Consider the following 20,323-nt stretch of genomic DNA (forward strand, 5'->3'; position numbering starts at 1 on the left):
TTCCATGGCATTAGCATCTACAACAAAATCAGCCAGCTCGTCTGCAGCAAAATCGAAAGCCGCAGTAGCAAAGGCAAAACAAATCCCAACAACCAATACCTATGTGTATAAAGGTGTAGATAAGAAAGGGAATAAGATTCAGGGCGAAATTAACGGTGGCAGCCCGACTATTGTAAAAACCCTGTTGGCTAAACAAGGGATCACTACACGATCCGTGTCGAAAAAGGCGAAGCCCTTATTCGGATCTAGTGGCAAGGCAATCAAGCCTGCGGATATAGCTATTTTTTCTCGCCAAATGGCAACTATGATGAAAGCAGGTGTGCCTCTGGTCCAAGCCTTCGACATTGTTGCCGATGGGCTAGAGAACCCTAATTTGCGCAAGCTTGTATTACAGATCCGCGATAGTGTTGCCGCTGGCGGAGGCTTTGCAAACTCACTAAGGGAACACCCCAAATACTTCGATGATCTTTTTTGCAATCTTGTCGATGCAGGAGAGCAGTCAGGTGCGCTGGAAACCATGCTGGATCGCATCGCGACTTATAAAGAAAAAACGGAAGCACTGAAAGCTAAAATAAAAAAAGCAATGACATATCCTATTGCTGTTGTCGCTGTTGCAATTATTGTTACTGGAATATTATTAGTAAAAGTTGTACCTCAATTTGCCGAAACTTTTAGTAGTTTCGGCGCAGACCTTCCCGCTTTCACACTATTTGTATTGCACTTATCAGAGCTTGCTCAAGCGTATTGGTTCATGATTTTAGTGGGCATGATTGCATCTATTTTTGCATTTAAAGAAGGTGTTAAACGCTCATCCGCCTTTGCATATGCCGTAGATAAATACATGTTAAAATTTCCTATTGTAGGCCAAATTTTATATCTTTCTGTGATGGCCAGGTTTGCTCGCACACTGGCCACAACATTTGCTGCAGGTGTTCCTTTGATTGATGCACTTACCTCGGTTGCTGGCGCGGCAGGCAACAGAATTTATGCAGATGCAATAATAAAAGTAAGAGACGATGTCTCAACCGGTATTCAATTAAATACCGCATTAAAAGCAAAAGGTATTTTTCCAACATTATTAATTCAGATGTCCGCAATCGGTGAAGAGTCAGGTGCGCTGGATGCGATGCTAGACAAAGTTGCCGTTTATTATGAGGAAGCTGTAGATAATATGGTCGATAGCCTCACTTCATTACTCGAACCTTTAATAATGTCAGTGCTAGGTGTGCTGGTAGGCGGATTAATGATTGCCATGTATATGCCTATCTTCCAACTCGGTGCGGTTGTATAAACGTGACATTTTTTTCAGCTCTGCAAGTCTATCCACTATTGGGTTTGGCTTGCACCTTAGTTCTTGGCTTACTCGTCGGCAGCTTTTTAAACGTTGTTATTTACCGCCTGCCAAAAATGATGGAACGCGATTGGCAAAACCAATGTCGTGATTTTATAACTAATGATGGCGACATAGCCGCCCTTCCCGCAAACGATTCAAAACAGGAACCATTTAATTTGATGGTTCCTGTTTCCCGCTGTCCTCACTGCGGTCACAAGATTAAACCTTGGGAAAATATTCCAGTTATTAGCTATTTGTTCTTACGCGGTAAATGCTCCAACTGCAAAGCAGGGATCTCTGCTCGCTACCCGATAATCGAATTGGCAACCGGCTTGCTGTCTGTCGCGGTTATTTATTATGTTGGTGTTAATTGGAATGGATTGGCCGCGTTGATATTTACTTGGTCGCTTATAGCGTTGACCATGATTGATTTTGACACTTATCTGTTACCCGACGACATAACGCTTCCGCTACTCTGGCTCGGCTTGATAGCAAATAGTTTTGGTACATTTACCGATCTGCCAAGTGCAGTCTGGGGCTCGATAGCAGGTTATTTGGCACTCTGGTCTGTCTACAAGGTATTTAAACTGCTGACTGGTAAAGAGGGGATGGGTTACGGCGATTTTAAATTACTTGCCGCGCTCGGAGCCTGGATGGGCTGGCAAATGTTGCCGCAGATTATTTTGTTATCGTCTCTGGTTGGTGCCGTTATTGGTATCAGCATGATTGTTATCCGCGGCCGCGATAAAAATATTCCCATCCCCTTTGGCCCCTACCTGGCTATTGCTGGCTGGATTGCATTTATCTGGGGTGACACCATCAACCAATCCTACTTAAAACTTTTTGTAGCACATTAGGCTGTAAAAAAATGCCTCTGATTATTGGACTTACTGGCGGCATTGGCAGTGGCAAGTCAGAAGCCAGCAAGCGATTTATTGAGCGCGGCATACTGGTTGTCGATGCAGATGTGGTCGCACGCGAAGTAGTTGAGCCGGGCTCACCGGCATTAACACAAATTGCTGCACATTTTGGACCTGTTATTCTGGATGCAACAGGCAATCTACAACGCAGTAAACTGCGTGAAATTATCTTTTCTAATCCCAGTGAAAAACAATGGCTTGAATCGCTACTCCACCCGATAATTAATACAGAGATTCGCCGGCAGCTCGCAGGGGCAATGAGTGTTTACGCCATTCTTGCATCGCCGTTACTGCTGGAAACGCAGCAATTTCAGTTAGTTGATCGCATATTGGTAATCGACACCAGTGAACAACACCAACTTGAACGCGCAAGCCACCGCGACAAAAGCAATGAAGCGCAGATAAAGGCCATTATGCAAACCCAACTCTCGCGGCAGGAGCGCTGCGCGCGGGCGACTGACATTATCCAAAACCATGGCAGTATTGATGAGCTGGATGCCCAGGTTGAAAAACTCCACCAGCTTTATCTCGAATTAGCGCAATCCACTGCAAAAACGAACTGATTATTTATGCAAAATACCACACTGAACTCTGATTTAACGTCACTCAAACTCGCTTGCCCTACGTGCAAAAAGACAGTGCTATGGAATGACGAATTTCCGCACCGGCCATTTTGCAGCGACCGTTGCCGTTTGATTGATTTAGGTGAATGGGCCAGTGAAAGCCACCGAATTGCGGGGGACAATCTGGATATCAATTCAGAGGATGAGACAAATCATTAACAGATTTTGCTTGTGATTGCATTGGAAATCACCACCAGGCGCTGATGCCAGCCACACCTTGTGCGCCGCAAGACTGGGCAGTTTTTATATGCTCTTCACCCACGCCGCCCAATGCATAAACCGGAATATTGGCTAGCTCCGCCAAAGCAGAAAATGACTCCCACCCAAGCAACTTGGCAGATGGATGTGAATCTGTCGGTAATACGGGAGATAAGAGTAAATAATCAGCACCAATATTTTGCGCGTGGGTGATCTCTTCAGCGTTGTGGCACGAGATACCAAACAGCACCTCCTGCCCAACTGGTCGCGCATTAATTGCTGCCGCATGATGGTGATTGAGATGTAATCCTAATTTTTTATCCGGGAGGGAATGAGTTAGGAGATTAAAATCCGTAAGCGAACTATTAATTACCAAACGTCCATTTGATTGGTTGACTGCTTGAATTGCTTCATCCAATAAGGATTTATGCGTATTCACACAAAAATCAGCTACACGGAATTGCACTATACGAAGGTCCATCGCCAAAACGCGATTCAGGCGCACCATAAAATCAACATTATCAAGATAAGCCCCCGTAATCGCATATTTTTCCGGCAAATTAATTGCTGAAATAATGGGTCGATTAGCTGCAGGAAACGCAAATTTGTTCAGCTCTTTAGCATCAACCCACTGGATTGGTTGACCTTCGTTGCCGATAGGAGTGCCCAGAAATTGGGTGATTTTATGGACATCAAGCAGAACGGATTTATCAGGGTAATGGTGGCGAATCTGAATCAATGGTTGACTGGCAAGCACATCAATCGCGAGCTCTTCGTACAACTCACGCACAAGTGCGCGCTCGATGGTCTCACCCGCATCAACCTTACCGCCAGGAAACTCCCACAAGCCACCTTGGTGAGCGCTCAACGGGCGTTTGGCGATAAGAATTTTGCCGTCGGCATTAACGATAACACCGACAGCAACACGAACTAATTTAGCCACGATAATCTACAAAAAACTAAGAGCGATAGTCCGCATTAATGCGAACATATTCATATGAGAGGTCAGTAGTCCATACCGTTTCTGCAAACTCACCACGGCCCAAATTGATATTAATTGCGATATCAGGCTGACTCATTACTGCCTGCCCTTGCTCTTCTGTATAGGTTTTTGCACGGCCACCGTGCTCAACAATCAGCGTATCGTTTAGGTGAACACGAACCTTTGTTGCATCCAAACCCGGAACACCAGCATAACCAATTGCCGCCACAATGCGCCCCCAGTTAGGATCAGAAGCAAAGAGCGCAGTTTTAATCAGCGGTGAATGCGCCACGGCGTAAGCAACATCTAGACACTCATCGCGATTGGCGCCACCACTTACTGCAACAGTTACGAATTTGGTTGCACCCTCACCATCACTCACAATACTTTTGGCAAGATGGATGTGTGCAGCAATAATAACGTCGCGCAATTTTTCATAAAGTTCACCGCTTGCACGGTTGATCTCAGGCAGATCCACTTGACCTGTGGCCATTAAAATACACGAGTCGTTAGTAGATGTATCACCATCAATTGTGATGCGATTGAATGATTTATCAGCGGCTTCACGCGCTAATTCTTGCAACAACGCTTGCGAGACTTTTGCATCAGTTGCGATATAACCCAGCATAGTTGCCATATTGGGTTTAATCATACCGGCACCTTTAGATATGCCGTTTACTGTAATAATCTTGCCCTGATACTCAAATTGCTGACTGAAACCTTTGGGGCGGGTGTCAGTCGTCATAATACCTGCGCCGGCGTCATCCCAGCCATTTTCATTCGCTTTTTCCAACGCCTCTGGCACTACAGCAATAATTTTTTGCACTGGCAATGGCTCACCGATAACGCCGGTTGAAAATGGCAGCACCTGCTCAGGTTTAACACCTTTTAACTGTGCAATCGCAGCACAAGTGGCCTTTGCATCAAGCAGGCCTTGCTCACCAGTACAGGCGTTAGCGTTACCTGAATTAATAACTAAAAAGCGGATCGGCGCAGCAGCAAGGTGCTCCCTGCATACCGTAACCGGCGCTGCGCAAAATGCATTTTTAGTGAACACTCCGGCAACAGCACTGCCTTCAGCGAGTTCAAATAAAACCACATCGCGACGCCCCACTTTTTTGATACCCGCACTCACAGCGGTTAACTTCACACCCTTTACAGGATGCATGTGCGGAAAAGGATATTCACCAACTGCCATAATATGAATCTCGATATTTGTTCATGACCAGGTTGTTTCGATCAACACGACTTAAATACACAGAGCCTCGCAATTGCGAGGCTCTGGCAGTAAAAATTATTCTAAAGAACCGTGACAACTTTTGTATTTTTTACCAGAGCCACAAGGACAGGGATCATTGCGCCCGATCTTACGCCCTTCGCGCACCACTTGCGCACGAGGAGCTGCTGCTTGTGGCTCCTCTGGCTGCCCAAGCGCAGAAAGCTCATCGTGGCGCAACTGCATTTTTTGACGTGCCAATTCTTCGCGACGCTGATTCTCCATCTCTTCCATTTGTTCGCGCGAAATCGGCTCAACACGCGCCATCAAATGGACAGTCTCTCGCTTCACAGTCATCAATAAACTTTGGAAAAGTTCGAACGCCTCACGTTTGTATTCTTGCTTTGGATTTTTTTGCGCATACGAACGCAAGTTAATCCCCTGACGCAGATGATCCATAGTAGCGAGGTGATCTTTCCACGCATTGTCAAGCACTTGCAGCATAACCTGCTTTTCAATTTCCAGCATTATCTCGCCAACACGCTCACATTTCGCATCATAGACACCCTGTATTTCTGACAGAATTTTCTTGCGCAAAGTTTCTTCATGCAAACGAGTGTCTTCTTCCAACCATTTGGCAATAGGCAAGCGCAAACCAAAGTCGGTTTCAATTTGCTTTTCCAAACCAGGAACGTCCCATTGATCTTCAATGGATTGTGGCGGAATAAATCCATTCACCAAATCATCTACCACTTCTTCGCGAACTGCAGTGATGGTTTCGCGGATTGAGTCGGCATCCAATAATTCATTGCGCTGATGATAAATAATTTGACGCTGATCGTTAGCTACATCATCAAATTCAAGCAGTTGTTTACGAATATCAAAGTTGCGGCCTTCAACTTTACGCTGGGCTTTTTCGATAGCGTTATTCACCATGCGATGCTCGATTGCCTCACCCTTTTCCATACCCAATGCTTGCATAAAATTACGCACGCGCTCGGAGGCAAAGATACGCATTAAATTATCTTCCAGTGACAAATAAAAACGCGTAAGACCGGGGTCACCCTGACGACCGGCACGACCGCGCAACTGGTTGTCTATGCGGCGCGATTCATGACGCTCAGTACCGATAATGTGTAAACCACCGGCAGCCAGCACAGTTTCATGGCGAATTTTCCACTCAGCTTTAACAGCCTCAATCTGCTCTGGTGTTGGGTTTTCAAGCTTGGCCACATCAGATTCCCAACGTCCACCCAATACAATATCAGTACCGCGACCAGCCATGTTCGTTGCAATTGTCACAGTCGCTGGGCGACCAGCCTGCGCAATAATTTCAGCTTCCTGTGCATGGAATTTTGCATTGAGCACTTGATGTTTAATGCCTGCAGCAGTCAAACGACGCGACATTTCTTCTGAAGTTTCAATCGATGCGGTACCCACCAAAATGGGGGCATTTTTCGCTTGGAACAATTTAATATCTTCAACAATTGCGAGATATTTTTCTTCGAGCGACAGGAAAACCTTATCGTTCATATCCAAACGCAATACAGTTTTGTTTGTAGGAATTACCACCACATCCAAGCCATAAATTTCACGGAATTCATAAGCTTCGGTATCTGCGGTACCGGTCATACCGGACAAGGTTGGATAGAGACGGAAGTAGTTTTGGAATGTAGTTGATGCAAGAGTCTGGCTCTCACTTTGAATCGCAACGCCTTCTTTGGCTTCAATCGCCTGATGAAGACCTTCCGACAAGCGACGACCGGGCATGGTACGACCAGTGTGCTCATCAATTAATACCACCTGTCCTTCCTGAACGATGTATTCCACATTCAGATGGAAAAGTGCATGAGCGCGCAGAGCAGAGTTAACATGATGCAATAGCGACAGATTATTCGCCGCATAAAGATTTTGATCGGGCTGTAACAAGCCCGCTTGAATCAATAAATCTTCTACTTTTTGATGGCCATCTTCCGTTAGTTCAATCTGACGCGATTTTTCATCAACACTAAAATGGCCTGGGTCAGTAATAACGCGACGATCACCGTCTTCACCGTTATCAATCTGGCGTTTCAGTTTTAATACTAACTGATTAACACGCTTATACATTTCCGCACTATTTTCTGCTGCGCCGGAAATAATCAGCGGTGTTCTCGCTTCATCAATAAGAATCGAATCCACTTCGTCGATCACAGCGAAATTAAGATCGCGCTGAACCTTATCGCGCTTACTCAACGCCATGTTATCGCGTAGATAATCAAAACCATATTCATTGTTGGTGCCGTAAGTAACATCAGCAGCATACGCAGCTCGCTTAACCGCTTGTGGCTGCATGGATTGAATGACACCAACCGTCATTCCCAAGAATTCATAGAGCGGCATCATCCAGTTGGCGTCACGGCTTGCGAGGTAATCGTTCACGGTAACAATGTGTACACCTTTACCTGCCAAAGCATGAAGATAACTCGGCAGTGTAGACACCAAGGTTTTACCTTCACCGGTACGCATCTCTGCAATGCGGCCTTCGTGCAAAGTCATACCACCAATCATCTGCACATCAAAATGACGCATACCTAACACACGGCGTCCTGCTTCACGCACGGTTGCAAACGCTTCCGGCAACAATTGGTCGAGGGTTTCACCCTTTTGATAACGTTCGCGAAATTCTGCTGTCTTTGCCTTGAGCTGCTCATCACTGAGCTTTTGCATATCCGGCTCAAGTGCATTAATACGCATCACAACTTTATTCATGCGCTTTAATTCACGCTCATTTTTTGAACCAAAAACTGCTTTGATTAACTTACCGATCATTTTTTTAATACCGTGAAAATCCAATAGACTGAATAAATTTTGCTCAGCGAAATACAGGCAAAACAACCTGAATGTGCCTGAAGGCAAGGCTGGCAAGTAAATAGGAAGGTGCTAACTAAAGCAAGTGTGAAATCTGCTGTCAGCTGGAGGGAAAAACTTAGCGGTTGGTGCGGCGGATATAACTGGCAGGATCGACCACGCGGCCATTTTTATAAACTTCAAAGTGGACATGGGGTGCTGTCGATCGCCCGGTCGACCCCGACAGGGCAATCACTTGCCCTTTTTTTACGACGTCACCTGCCTTAACAAGATTAGAGGTGTTATGCGCATAGCGGGTAACCAAACCATCGCCATGTTTGATCTCAACCATGTTGCCATATTCAGGATGGCGGCCGGACCAATTGACAATACCTGCGGCAACCGTACTGACTTTACTGCCTTTGCGAGCAGTGAAATCTATCCCCGAATGAAACTCGGTCTTGCCCGTGAAGGGATCTTTGCGATAACCATAGCGCGACGAAACCCATGCATTGGCAACAGGCGCACCGGAAACCAAAGTCTCCTGCTGTAAGCTGCGGTTGGTAAGCAATGCTTCTATGGTATTGAGTTGTTGCTCGCGGCTGTCGACTTGTTGGGATAGCTGATCTATTGCAGCAAAAAAATCGGGGGTGGCGTAAAGAGTATCCGGACTCGCTTTGGAGGGGCCACCAAGTGCAGGGACTTGGCTGAAATCAAATTCCCCCTGCTCCAGGTTGGCAGCCGAGGTGAGCTTTTCACCAAGGGCATCAAGCCGCATCAAGCGCGCCTGCAATTCTCCCATCTTACTCGTCAGCGCCGCTATCTGTGCTTCGGAGGCTTCACGCTCCTGTTCAATTTCAGATTCACGTGCAGAAAGAATATCCATCCAAGCTTTGGTGTCAGTATTAAAGAAGCCATCGCGCTCGTCAGATACCAGCCAGCTATAACCCCAAGCGCCAACAAAGGTGGGAATCCCCAGCAGACATACGGACAGGAACGCACGAGTCCACCCACCCAGGGTAAAACTGCGAGCCTGCGCATGATCTTTGTTGACGATAATAATCTTCATTCAGAAATCTACTTTTTTATAGGTTAAAAAACCGTTCGCTTCGGGCTTTACCCGATAGGATTTTCGATAAAAATTTCGACTTTCAGATCGCGGCTCACTTCCAGGCGAGACGCAGTTTGACATCCAATAAAAACACTTTCAGGTTATTGAGCCGCTAATAAAAAGTGTTTTAAAACAGCCAGTTACACAAATTTCACGAAGGAAATATGACAGTGCGGAAATTCCTTGCAACACACCCAAGCGAGTGCATGTCCGAAATATCGCACAGATAGGAAGGTTTTAACAAGTAGAAATTTAGGCAGCGTTCACAAAACGAACACTGCGCCAAATGGAATCAAGCTGCCGCTATGGGCTGCATATAAGTAATAGGTAATTGCTGGTTTTCCTCAAATGTGACCAACTCCCAGGCATCCGGCTGTTCAATTAGCAATCGCAATGCCCGATTATTTAATGAATGCCCCGACTTATGCGCCTTGTATTCGCAGATCAAACTATTACCCAGCATGTATAAATCGCCGATGGCATCCAGCACCTTGTGCTTCACAAACTCGTCTTCAAAACGCAGGCCATCCTCGTTAAGAATCTTGTATTGATCCACCACAATCGCGTTATCCATACTGCCGCCACGAGCCAAGCCTTTGGAGCGCAGATATTCGATCTCATGCATAAACCCAAAGGTGCGTGCACGGCTGATGTCTTTCACAAAGGTCGAGCTGGAGAACTCAAGTTCAGTTTGCGGGCGACGATCTTTAAATACGGGATGATCAAACTCGATAGAAAAAGACACTTTGAAGCCATCAAAAGGGATAAAACTGGCGAACTTGTCGCCATCCCTCAAGGTGACTTCTTTTTTAATGCGGACGAATTTTTTAGGCGCATTCTGTTCCTGGACACCGGCAGATTGAATCAAAAACACAAAGGGACCGGCGCTGCCATCCATGATCGGAATTTCAGGCGCATTTAATTCGACAATCGCATTATCAATACCCAACCCGGCCATAGCCGACATCAAGTGTTCAACAGTTGAAACACGGACGTCATCTTTGATCAGGCAGGTAGAAAGTGTCGTTTCTCCTACATTTTTCGCGGTTGCTTTAATCTCTACCGGCGGATTCAAATCCACACGGCGAAAGACTATGCCCGTATCAACGGGGGCTGGCAAAAGGGTCAGATGGATCTGATCCCCTGTATGCAAACCGACACCGGTAGTACGTATCGCATTTTTAAGCGTGCGCTGTTTGATCATTTTCTACCCCTTACTCGTCTTACCGTTTCAACACCGCACAGCAGGTACGGCTTGATTTTCATGGGCATGTTACCAATCAGGGAAACTACCAACCAGTTAAAACTGGCAATCTCCCCTATAGCCAAAAGCCGATTAATCCGCCTGACGACGCAGGAAAGCAGGAATATCAAGATATTCCAATTCCTTATCACCCAAAGGTGCAGCCAAAGCAGCCGCGTTGGACGAATGCGCGTTAGCACGCAGATGTGCAGGGCGATCAAGCGCTGCATAATCTACGGGTGGAGTTGCAGGACGACGGGTGTTGTCGATCACTTTGGTCGGCGCTGGTTTTACTTCCTTCGCTGTCGCAGCAGCTTTTGCGATTCCCAGGCCCGTTGCAACCACAGTAACGCGCAGCTCGTTAGTCATTTCAGGATCGATAACCGTGCCCACAACCACAGTCGCATCGCCTGAGGCAAACTCTTCAATGATGCTACCCACTTCAGAGTACTCACCCAAAGAAAGATCAATACCAGCGGTAATGTTAACCAGAATACCGCGCGCGCCTTGCAGGTTCACATCTTCCAGCAATGGACTGCGAATGGCCGCTTCAGCTGCTTCACGTGCACGATTTTCACCAGTCGCACGACCGGTACCCATCATCGCCATACCCATTTCCGACATAACTGTTCTTACGTCAGCAAAGTCTACGTTGATCATACCCGGGCGAATAATCAGGTCTGCAATACCCTGTACTGCACCGAGCAATACATTGTTTGCCGCTTTGAAAGCGTCGAGCAAGCTGGTTGATTTTCCCAAAACTGACAACAATTTTTCGTTAGGAATTGTAATCAGCGAGTCAACACGTTCGCTCAGCTCTTTAATACCGGCATCCGCAATTACCATGCGCTTGCGGCCTTCGAATGGAAAAGGCTTGGTCACCACAGCAACAGTCAAAATGCCCAAGTCACGCGCGACTTCAGCAACAACTGGCGCAGCGCCCGTACCTGTACCACCACCCATACCGGCGGCGATAAATACCATATCTGCGCCGCGTAATACTTCAGCGATGCGCTCGCGATCTTCCATCGCGGCTTGACGACCGATTTCCGGATTAGCGCCAGCCCCCAGACCTTTGGTCATGGAATTGCCAAGCTGCAATACGGTGCGCGCATCTATATCTTTCAATGCTTGCGAATCGGTGTTGGCGCAAATAAATTCTACGCCTTCAATTTTACTGGCGATCATGTGTTTGACTGCGTTTCCGCCGCCACCACCAACACCGATCACTTTGATTACTGCGTTCTGATGAATGCTATCGACTAATTCAAACATGGCCACACCCCTTTTGTTTCCCTTGACTCAATCTGTGAAATAAAATTTGGTTAAAAATTGCTCTGGAATATTTTTTTGATCTTGCTAAAAATTGAACCTTGCGATTCTTTGGTCGTAGTCGATGAGCGGCTACTACCCTGTTGTTGCTTCATGGCGTAAATCAACAAACCTACACCCGTCGAATAAATGGGATTGTTTACGATATCGGATAAACCGCGAATGTTCTGTGGGGCACCGAGCCTAACGGGCATATGAAAAATTTCTTCTGCTAACTCGATAACACCTTCCATTTTGGAAGTCCCACCAGTCAATACAATCCCCGCCGCAATTAAATCTTCATAACCACTGCGACGCAGCTCTGCCTGGATCAGCGTAAATAATTCGTCGTAGCGCGGCTCAACAACTTCAGCGAGCGCCTGACGGGACAAATCGCGCGGTTGACGATCACCAACACTTGGCACTTTGATGGTCTCATCCGGGCTGGTTAATTTCGCGAGCGCACAGGCATACTTAATTTTGATTTCTTCTGCGTTAGGTGTTGGAGTGCGCAATGCCATGGCGATGTCATTGGTCACTTGATCGCCTGCAATCGGGATAACGCCAGTGTGACGAATTGCACCGTCTTTAAAAATGGCGATATCGGTGGTACCACCGCCGATATCCACTACACACACGCCTAATTCTTTTTCGTCATCGGTTAACACCGAATAGCTGGAAGCCAACTGCTCAAGAATGATGTCTTCCACTTCCAGTCCGCAGCGACGAATACACTTTTCAATATTTTGTGCCGCATTCACCGCGCAAGTGACCAAATGCACTTTGGCCTCCAGGCGCACACCTGACATACCCAAGGGTTCTTTTACGCCATCCTGGTCATCAATCAAAAACTCTTGCGGCAAAATGTGCAGGATTTTTTGGTCGGCGGGGATTGCCACTGCTTGCGCCGCATCAATTACGCGTTCCAAGTCCTGGGAAAATACTTCGCGATCGCGAATCGCCACAATACCGTGTGAGTTCAAACTGCGAATATGGCTACCGGCGATACCCGCATAAACCGAGTGAATTTGGCAACCTGCCATCAATTCTGCTTCTTCGATAGCACGTTGGATCGACAGCACGGTCGATTCAATATTCACAACCACGCCTTTTTTCAAACCATTAGAACGGTGCGAACCAATTCCAACAATTTCCAATTGTCCTTCCGGGGTGATCGCGCCAACGATCGCGACAACCTTGGATGTGCCTATATCCAGGCCTACAATCATTTTGTTGTCGCTAGCGTTTGCCATTCATAAACCTCATTTGCCAGTAGTGAGCCAATTCAAGCAACTGGCGATTTTCTTGTTCAATTAATCTGTGGAGTATTCGGAGCCGCTGGACTAGGTAGCTTTACTTGAGCTTGGCTTTTTATGTACTTTTTTGCCGTTGCCGAGTCAGCTACCCAACGCACTGCAACTCCATTTGTGTATCGTAAATCTATTGCTTTTACATCCAACCAAACATTACTTAAATGCGTGTCGTATACAGTAACAAATCTACGCATTTTTTCCATCACTTGATCGCGTCCAAGTGCAATTTCTACGTGATTTTTTATCGTTAATCGCCATGATTTTTTGTTATCGCACTTTAATGCGATAACTTCCAACCCACGTGAACGCAAAAGTTGGGATAAATCCTGATATTGCTGCAAAATTTCCGGTGCATCGGCTTCACTTCCTTGCAACCAAGGCAAGCCGGAAAGTTTGCTTGCTTCATCAACAAGGACAATTTCTCCACGCTGATTTAAAAATCCATCACCCCAGCGGGCAATTGGCTTTTGTTCAGAAATCTTAACGACCAAGGTATCCGGCCAGCGACGATTCAAGGTCACTTTTTCTACCCAGGGATCACCTAGCAACGCATTTTTCAGCTGCATCAAATCCAACTGCAAAAAATCGCCATCGATTTCATTGCCGATCAGCTCAGTCGCACGCTGTTTGGTGATGAAATTAAAATCGCCTTCCACAACTACACTTTTAATTGGACGCTCAAATACTTTGGCAACGGGACCACTGACCCAATAAATCCCGAAACACAGCCCAATCACAAAAATAACTGCACCTAATTTGCGATTGACCCAAGAGAAGTTCCATTTTTGCCAAAACTTCTTTTCAGCGCGCCCTGTTTTTTGTCTCGTTTCACGCTCCCTGCGCCCTTGAGGTGATGCCTTGGTATAACCGCGCTCACGTTTTACCGTTCCATCTTGCGGGGCAACCGGCAAATCCGGTGGAACATAACGCGATGATGGACTATCCAGTAACACATCGCGCACTATTCGGCTGGTCGCTACAGATTCACTGCGACTATCGCGCGCAGTTTCAGCGGCGCGATTGCGGCGCGTCGATTTTGCCACCTCGGCATCGTCTCGCTCGTTACCAATCCTCGGTTCGATGCGCTCGCCTTTCATATCACGCATGTTTATTCACATAGCCACTGCGCATTTATACTTTCACCGCGAGGCTTGCGCGCAAAACGGTGAGCACCAACTCTGCAAATGACAACCCAATCGCTTTTGCTGCCATAGGGACCAAACTGTGGCTGGTCATACCCGGTGCGGTATTGACCTCTAACAGATAAAAGTTTTGCTGCGCATCTGCCATCACATCGACGCGCCCCCATCCGCGGCAACCCACCGTAGTAAAAGCATTAAGTGCGAGCGTTTTTAATTCCTGTTCTTTTTCAGCAGGCAAACCACAGGGGCAAAGGTAGCGAGTATCGTCGGCAATATATTTCGCATTGAAATCATAAAACGTGTGGTCAGTTTCCAACTTAATCGGCGGCAGAGCTTCGCCGTCCAAAATTGCCACTGTGTATTCAGCCCCTACAATCAACCGTTCCACCAACACACTGCCTTGGTATTGCGCGGCTTTTTGAAACGCAAGCTCCAGATCTGAAGCATTATTCACCCGAGACATGCCAATGCTTGAACCTTCATTGGCCGGTTTCACCATGACTTCACCGCCCAAAGTTGCCAGTACTTTTGCAAAATCAGAACCCTGGGTTAGTACCGCAAATTCCGGTGTAGGTAAACCTTGCACCCCATTGATATCTACGCCGCGCCACAATTGTTTAGTGCGCAATTTATCCATCGCCAACGCCGATGATGCAACATCACTGCCGGTGTAAGGAATATTTAAAAATTCAAGCAGCGCCTGGATACGGCCATCCTCACCACCAGGGCCGTGCAAAATAAGAAAAGCGCGATCAATATTTGCCGCTTTAATATCCGCAATAATGTTATCGCCTACATCAATAGCAACATGTTCAACGCCCGCTTCAGCTAAAGCAGCGATAACCGCCGCACCGCTTTGCAGGGAAATTTCACGTTCAGCCGACAAACCACCAAAGAGCACACCTACGCGGCCCAATTGTTTTTTCAATGTTTCACTGATCGGCAGAGTTACTGCTTGCATCACTTGATTAACCTCTAACGCAATTGTCGTTTTGCTAATTCAGGGGAGAGAACACCCACATTACCTGCGCCTTGTGTGATCACTATGTCACCGGCGCGCACTATGTCTTTCACTATTGCCGGAACGCCATCAACCGTTTCCACAAAAATGGGTTCGATAACACCGCGTGCGCGAATACTGCGGCAAAGATGACGACTGTCAGCACCGGGAATCGCATCTTCACCTGCGCTATAAACTTCCAACATAATTAATGCATCGGCAGTCGACAGCACCTCGACAAAATCTTCGTACAGATCGCGCGTACGCGTGTATCGGTGTGGTTGATAAATCATTACCAAGCGACGCTCCGGCCAACCATCGCGCACCGCTTTAATAACGGCAGCCACTTCACGTGGGTGATGGCCGTAATCATCGACCAACATTGCTTCGCCGTCGCCCACCGGAAAATTACCGTAGACTTGAAAGCGGCGGCCAACACCTTGAAAGTTTTCAAGGCCAGATTGAATTGCTTCGTCACTAATACCTTCATCGGTTGCAACTGCAATTACCGCCGCTGCATTCAATACATTGTGAATGCCAGGAATATTGATGCGGATATGCAATGGTTTGTCGTGACCGGGGCGAAGCACATCAAACTCGGAATGCATTTTGTCTTGCTTGATATTGATCGCGCGGAAATCGCAATGATCGCCAAAACCGTAAGTCAAAATCGGGCGCGACACTTCCGGGATAATGTCGCGGATTACCGGATCTTCACCGCAGAGTACTGCCAAGCCGTAAAACGGCAGGTTGTGTAAAAATTCGATAAAGGTTTTTTTCAGCTTGGAAAAATCGCCACCATAGGTTTCCATATGGTCAGCGTCGATATTAGTAACAATTGCGACCATTGGCTGTAAATGCAAAAACGATGCGTCGCTTTCATCGGCTTCAGCAACCAAATAACGGCTCGCACCTAATTGCGCATTGGTACCTGTGCTATTGACCAAGCCGCCAATAATAAACGTTGGATCCTGTTTTGCCGCCGCAAGAATTGATGCGAGCAAACTGGTAGTGGTGGTTTTGCCATGGGTGCCCGCTACTGCAATACCGTGGCGATAGCGCATCAACTCGCCCAGCATTTCCGCGCGGCGCACGATTGGGATACGCAATTCGCGCGCGCCCAGCATTTCCGGATTGCTCGCATTCACTGCGCTGGAATTCACCACGACATCCGCACCGCGAACATTATCTGCTGAATGGCCAATAAATACCGTCGCGCCCTTACTGACCAAACGCTCGGTAACGCTGGACTCTTTAATATCAGAACCGGAAATTTCATAGCCCTGATTCAACAACACTTCAGCGATGCCACTCATACCTGCACCGCCAATTCCAATAAAATGAATACGGCGAATACGGCGCATTTCTGGAACACAATGACCTATGGACGTCTGTGTAGATTTATCCACGGGCTACCTCCTCACAAATATCAGCCACTTGCGTAGCAGCATCAGGCTTGGCCAATTGCTGCGCTTTTTCCGCCATCGACATCAAGTGATTGCGGTCAGCTAATTCGGTTAACAACAAAGCAGCTAATTTTGCTGCCGTTAAATCTTTTTGCACCAATGCAATGCCCGCACCGGCTTCGGTTAAATTTTTTGCATTAAATGTCTGGTGATCATCAATCGCACTCGGCAATGGAATTAATATCGAGGCAACACCGGCCAACATTAATTCCGATACAGTTAACGCACCCGCGCGGCAAATCACTACATCAGCCCAGGCATAAGCAGCCGCCATGTCATCAATAAACTCGGTGACTTTGGCATTGACTTGATGCTGCATGTACAGCGCCGTCGTCGCTTCCGCATGACCTTTACCGGTTTGATGCCAGACTTGTGGACGTGCATCGAGCGGCAGTTCCGCCAACGCTTCCGGTACCAACTCGTTGATCGCTTTTGCACCCAAACTGCCACCCACAACTAACAGTTGTAACGGCAGCTTTTGTTGCGCCCTTTCAGCGTACCGATCTTGTACGGCAGAAAGATTCTTGATCTGTTCACGCACCGGATTGCCGACAACCTGCTCATTACCAGCATCACCAAAAGCATTAGGAAATGCGGCGAGTACTTTATTTGCAACCTTTGCAAGCAAACGATTGGTTGTTCCTGCTACTGCATTTTGCTCATGAATAACCAAAGGTATACGGGATAATTTTGCCGCTAACCCACCAGGGCCAGATGCAAAGCCACCAAAACCTAAGACCACATCCGGTTTAATCTGGCGCATGACACTCAAGGCTTGCAGCAATGCATACATAATCAGGAATGGCGCCTTTACCAGTCCGATCAGACCGCGACCGCGCACACCCTCTACTTTAATAAGATGCAATTTGATATTTGCTGCAGGAACCAAACGATTTTCTATTCCGCGCCCAGTTCCTAACCAATTGATCGTTGCACCGCGCGTGCGCAATTCTTCAGCTACAGCCAATGCGGGAAACACATGGCCACCGGTACCGCCGGCCATGATTAACACCGAGATATTTTTTGCAGCAGGGGTGTTCATGTCGCCGCCTCCACCAAACTTCTACGGGGAGTTTTTGCAATTTCCGGCACGGCAGGAACATATCCAGCGAGTTCCCATTGGACGCGCATTACAAATGCCATTAACACGCAACAAATTAACAAGCTACTGCCACCGTAACTAATAAAAGGCAAGGTCAGACCTTTTGTCGGGAGTAACCCTGAGGAAACGCCCATATTGATAAAGACCTGGAACGAAAACAAAATCGCAATACCAAATGTGGCTAAAGCCGGGAACATTTTTCCAGCGGCTAAATTTTGTTTAGCCACATTAAAAATACGCAGGATCAACGCAGCGAATATGCCCAATAAAACAATCGCACCAATCAGACCAAATTCTTCCGCGATAATTGCAAAAATAAAATCGGTGTGCGCTTCAGGTAAAAAGAACAGCTTTTGCAAACTATTACCTAAGCCCAGCCCAAACCATTCACCCCGGCCAAAACCAATCAGCGACTGGGTGAGTTGGTAGCCGGTATTAAATTGGTCAGCCCAAGGATCAAGGAAGGTAATCAAACGCTGCATACGGTAAGGGGAAAGTACAGCAACAGCTGCCAAGCCACCGACACCGATAACAATTAATAGCAGGAAGTGCAGCATGCGCACACCGGCAATAAACATCATGGCGAATACGGTTGCACTCAAGACTACCGAGCTACCAAAGTCTGGCTCCAACAACAATAAGCCCACAAATACACCGACAACCATTAAGGGCTTCAGAAAACCTTGCCAGCCAAAATGTAATTCTTGATAACGGCGCGCAAAAAAACTGGCAAAAAATACCACTGCACAAAATTTGGCGATCTCAGACACTTGAATGGATATAACACCAAGACTGAACCAGCGCTGACTTCCATTTACTTTTTTACCAATACCGGGAATCAATACGATTACCAGCAAGAAAAAAGTAAGCAATAAAAAATGTCCCGCATAACGCTGCCATACACTCATTGGTACACACACCACAAACATCGCTAGCACGATACCGAGCAACATATACACCGCGTGGCGTTTGGCAAAAAACCAGGCATCGTTATAGGTCAGCGCCGCAAAAGAAACTGAAGCGGAAGCCACCATAATCAAACCAATTGACATAAGTGCTAACCATAAGCACAACAACGGCCAATCGATACGTTGGCTCAGGGGCAATTGATTGAAATGGGTGGTCGCGTTAATCATGATGCAACTACCTCCTGCACGGCGAGGCAGAATTTTTCACCACGATCTTCATAGTTTTTAAACATATCGAAACTGGCGCAAGCGGGAGACAACAACACTGCATCGCCAGATTTTGCAGCTGTGAAGGCTTTGTTGACCGCATCTTGCATTGAATCGGCATAAATAATTCTCGCCGCATCACCAATAGCCTCGGCAATAATCGGTGCATCGCGACCAATTAAAACGACTTTGCTATTAATTGAGCGCAAGGCAGGCGTCAACTCAGTAAAATCCTGCCCTTTACCTTCGCCACCCAAGATAACGATTAATTGTTGTGGGTCGCGCGCCAAGCCCTGGATAGCTGCAAGGGTTGCGCCTATGTTGGTGCCTTTGGAATCGTTATAAAATTCCACTGCATTTTTTTCTGCGACAAATTCGCAGCGGTGACGCAAGCCACTAAACGATTTCAAGGTAGCAAGCATGGCATCCATAGGAATGCCTGCTGCATCCCCCAATGCCAAGGCGGCAAGCGCGTTATCGACATTATGGCGACCACGAATTTTCAATTCTTTTGTTGCCATTAATGGCGTAAGATTTTTTGCGAGAAATTCACCATCACTATCTTGAATCAAACCGAAGCTGCCAAAGTCGGCATTACCACCAAAATAAACAGGTTTAACACCCGCAGCCAAAGGTGGATGGGTCAGAATGTCTTTGCGATTTACCACAATATGCTCAGCACCAAAATACACGCGCAACTTCGCAAGAATGTAAGCGCGCATGTTTTCGTAACGATCCAGATGATCAGCGCTGATATTTAAAATGGTGGCCACTTTGGCATTGAGCTTAGTAACCGTCTCCAATTGGAAACTGGATAATTCCATTACATAAAGTTCAACTGCATCATTTAGCAACTCCAGTGCTGGTGTACCCAGGTTGCCGCCAACGGCAACATTCATGCCTGCCACCTTAGCCATCTCACCCACTAGCGTTGTAACCGTACTTTTGGCATTGGACCCAGTGATCGCGACAATCGGTGCTTTCGCCGCGCGCACAAATAATTCGATATCACCAACAACAGAAATGCCCGCAGCTTTGGCTTGCTCAATTGCCGGAGTTGCAATTGCCACACCGGGGCTGACAATAATTTCATCGCATGCCAACAAGGTGTGCAGATCCAATTCACCACAAATAATGGTGACACCGGGAAACTCGTGTTGGACTTTTTCAAGATTGGGCGGATTGCTGCGTGTATCCATCAACACAAACGCCTGCCCTTGTGCCGCCAAAAAGCGCGCCACCGACAACCCGGTGATACCGGTGCCGATAATCGCTTTTACTTTACTGGTGGCAATCATTTGGCTCACTGTGTTTTCTCTCTCGCATTCTTGTTTAACAGTTAATAAATTTCACGGCCTT

Annotated in this window: 17 protein-coding genes; 4 read left to right on the top strand and 13 right to left on the bottom strand. The window is 47.0% G+C overall.

Annotation, left to right across the window (positions count from 1 at the left end; genetic code table 11):
• The first annotated feature begins 4 nt into the window (after positions 1-4).
• Genes J2X05_RS18340 through yacG form a run of 4 tightly spaced genes read left to right on the top strand, consistent with a single transcriptional unit; the run spans position 5 to position 3,035 of the window.
• Positions 5-1,291, top strand: coding sequence for a type II secretion system F family protein (locus J2X05_RS18340; protein ID WP_310075286.1), 1,287 nt, complete (start codon positions 5-7; stop codon positions 1,289-1,291).
• Between the two features lie 2 nt (positions 1,292-1,293).
• On the top strand, positions 1,294-2,190 hold the full coding sequence (locus J2X05_RS18345; protein WP_310075289.1) for a prepilin peptidase: 897 nt from the start codon (positions 1,294-1,296) through the stop codon (positions 2,188-2,190).
• Between the two features lie 11 nt (positions 2,191-2,201).
• Positions 2,202-2,816 (top strand): dephospho-CoA kinase, encoded by a 615-nt coding sequence (coaE, locus tag J2X05_RS18350; protein WP_310075291.1) that lies wholly within the window; start codon positions 2,202-2,204, stop codon positions 2,814-2,816.
• Positions 2,817-2,822: 6 nt separating this feature from the next.
• Positions 2,823-3,035, top strand: coding sequence for a DNA gyrase inhibitor YacG (gene yacG, locus J2X05_RS18355; protein ID WP_310075293.1), 213 nt, complete (start codon positions 2,823-2,825; stop codon positions 3,033-3,035).
• Positions 3,036-3,063: 28 nt separating this feature from the next.
• Here the strand turns inward: yacG and J2X05_RS18360 are convergent, their stop codons facing one another.
• The 13 genes from J2X05_RS18360 to murD all read right to left on the bottom strand — a co-directional run bounded on the left by J2X05_RS18360 (position 3,064) and on the right by murD (position 20,262).
• Positions 3,064-4,017, bottom strand: a complete 954-nt coding sequence (locus J2X05_RS18360; protein ID WP_310075296.1) for a Nudix family hydrolase — start codon at positions 4,015-4,017, stop codon at positions 3,064-3,066.
• A 16-nt stretch (positions 4,018-4,033) separates the two neighbouring features.
• Positions 4,034-5,254 (bottom strand): bifunctional glutamate N-acetyltransferase/amino-acid acetyltransferase ArgJ, encoded by a 1,221-nt coding sequence (argJ, locus tag J2X05_RS18365; RefSeq protein WP_310075299.1) that lies wholly within the window; start codon positions 5,252-5,254, stop codon positions 4,034-4,036.
• A 96-nt stretch (positions 5,255-5,350) separates the two neighbouring features.
• Positions 5,351-8,083: a preprotein translocase subunit SecA gene (gene secA / locus J2X05_RS18370; protein WP_310075302.1), complete on the bottom strand. Its 2,733-nt coding sequence runs from the start codon at positions 8,081-8,083 to the stop codon at positions 5,351-5,353.
• A 157-nt stretch (positions 8,084-8,240) separates the two neighbouring features.
• Positions 8,241-9,170 (bottom strand): peptidoglycan DD-metalloendopeptidase family protein, encoded by a 930-nt coding sequence (locus J2X05_RS18375; RefSeq protein ID WP_310075305.1) that lies wholly within the window; start codon positions 9,168-9,170, stop codon positions 8,241-8,243.
• Positions 9,171-9,504: 334 nt separating this feature from the next.
• The gene (gene lpxC, locus J2X05_RS18380; protein WP_310075307.1) at positions 9,505-10,416 is read right to left on the bottom strand and encodes a UDP-3-O-acyl-N-acetylglucosamine deacetylase; all 912 of its coding nucleotides are present in this window, start codon (positions 10,414-10,416) and stop codon (positions 9,505-9,507) included.
• A 132-nt stretch (positions 10,417-10,548) separates the two neighbouring features.
• On the bottom strand, positions 10,549-11,730 hold the full coding sequence (gene ftsZ, locus J2X05_RS18385) for a cell division protein FtsZ (RefSeq protein WP_310075310.1): 1,182 nt from the start codon (positions 11,728-11,730) through the stop codon (positions 10,549-10,551).
• A 50-nt stretch (positions 11,731-11,780) separates the two neighbouring features.
• Positions 11,781-13,019, bottom strand: a complete 1,239-nt coding sequence (gene ftsA, locus J2X05_RS18390; RefSeq protein ID WP_310075316.1) for a cell division protein FtsA — start codon at positions 13,017-13,019, stop codon at positions 11,781-11,783.
• A 56-nt stretch (positions 13,020-13,075) separates the two neighbouring features.
• Positions 13,076-14,185, bottom strand: a complete 1,110-nt coding sequence (locus tag J2X05_RS18395) for a cell division protein FtsQ/DivIB (RefSeq protein ID WP_310075319.1) — start codon at positions 14,183-14,185, stop codon at positions 13,076-13,078.
• A gap of 25 nt (positions 14,186-14,210) precedes the next feature.
• Positions 14,211-15,182, bottom strand: coding sequence for a D-alanine--D-alanine ligase (locus J2X05_RS18400; protein WP_310075322.1), 972 nt, complete (start codon positions 15,180-15,182; stop codon positions 14,211-14,213).
• 14 nt (positions 15,183-15,196) lie between these two features.
• Complete coding sequence (gene murC / locus J2X05_RS18405; RefSeq protein ID WP_310075410.1) at positions 15,197-16,585, bottom strand: UDP-N-acetylmuramate--L-alanine ligase; 1,389 nt, start codon at positions 16,583-16,585, stop codon at positions 15,197-15,199.
• Between the two features lie 37 nt (positions 16,586-16,622).
• On the bottom strand, positions 16,623-17,729 hold the full coding sequence (gene murG, locus J2X05_RS18410) for an undecaprenyldiphospho-muramoylpentapeptide beta-N-acetylglucosaminyltransferase (protein ID WP_310075325.1): 1,107 nt from the start codon (positions 17,727-17,729) through the stop codon (positions 16,623-16,625).
• On the bottom strand, positions 17,726-18,925 hold the full coding sequence (gene ftsW, locus J2X05_RS18415; protein ID WP_310075329.1) for a putative lipid II flippase FtsW: 1,200 nt from the start codon (positions 18,923-18,925) through the stop codon (positions 17,726-17,728). Before ftsW ends, murG begins: the two co-directional genes overlap by 4 nt.
• A complete protein-coding gene (murD, locus tag J2X05_RS18420; protein WP_310075412.1) occupies positions 18,922-20,262 on the bottom strand; it encodes a UDP-N-acetylmuramoyl-L-alanine--D-glutamate ligase in 1,341 nt (446 codons plus the stop codon). Before murD ends, ftsW begins: the two co-directional genes overlap by 4 nt.
• Positions 20,263-20,323 lie beyond the last annotated feature (61 nt).

The organism is Cellvibrio fibrivorans, from assembly GCF_031457055.1.
GTDB classification, from domain to species: domain Bacteria; phylum Pseudomonadota; class Gammaproteobacteria; order Pseudomonadales; family Cellvibrionaceae; genus Cellvibrio; species Cellvibrio fibrivorans.

Bases quoted from the DNA above. Each gene is read 5' to 3' on its own strand.
- argJ (WP_310075299.1), bottom strand. From the start codon at position 5,254: ATGGCAGTTGGTGAATATCCTTTTCCGCACATGCATCCTGTAAAGGGT.
- murG (WP_310075325.1), bottom strand. From the start codon at position 17,729: ATGAACACCCCTGCTGCAAAAAATATCTCGGTGTTAATCATGGCCGGC.
- J2X05_RS18375 (WP_310075305.1), bottom strand. From the start codon at position 9,170: ATGAAGATTATTATCGTCAACAAAGATCATGCGCAGGCTCGCAGTTTT.
- lpxC (WP_310075307.1), bottom strand. From the start codon at position 10,416: ATGATCAAACAGCGCACGCTTAAAAATGCGATACGTACTACCGGTGTC.
- secA (WP_310075302.1), bottom strand. From the start codon at position 8,083: ATGATCGGTAAGTTAATCAAAGCAGTTTTTGGTTCAAAAAATGAGCGT.
- coaE (WP_310075291.1), top strand. From the start codon at position 2,202: ATGCCTCTGATTATTGGACTTACTGGCGGCATTGGCAGTGGCAAGTCA.
- murC (WP_310075410.1), bottom strand. From the start codon at position 16,585: ATGCGCCGTATTCGCCGTATTCATTTTATTGGAATTGGCGGTGCAGGT.
- J2X05_RS18395 (WP_310075319.1), bottom strand. From the start codon at position 14,185: ATGCGTGATATGAAAGGCGAGCGCATCGAACCGAGGATTGGTAACGAG.
- ftsW (WP_310075329.1), bottom strand. From the start codon at position 18,925: ATGATTAACGCGACCACCCATTTCAATCAATTGCCCCTGAGCCAACGT.
- murD (WP_310075412.1), bottom strand. From the start codon at position 20,262: ATGATTGCCACCAGTAAAGTAAAAGCGATTATCGGCACCGGTATCACC.
- ftsA (WP_310075316.1), bottom strand. From the start codon at position 13,019: ATGGCAAACGCTAGCGACAACAAAATGATTGTAGGCCTGGATATAGGC.
- J2X05_RS18340 (WP_310075286.1), top strand. From the start codon at position 5: ATGGCATTAGCATCTACAACAAAATCAGCCAGCTCGTCTGCAGCAAAA.
- yacG (WP_310075293.1), top strand. From the start codon at position 2,823: ATGCAAAATACCACACTGAACTCTGATTTAACGTCACTCAAACTCGCT.
- J2X05_RS18400 (WP_310075322.1), bottom strand. From the start codon at position 15,182: ATGCAAGCAGTAACTCTGCCGATCAGTGAAACATTGAAAAAACAATTG.
- ftsZ (WP_310075310.1), bottom strand. From the start codon at position 11,730: ATGTTTGAATTAGTCGATAGCATTCATCAGAACGCAGTAATCAAAGTG.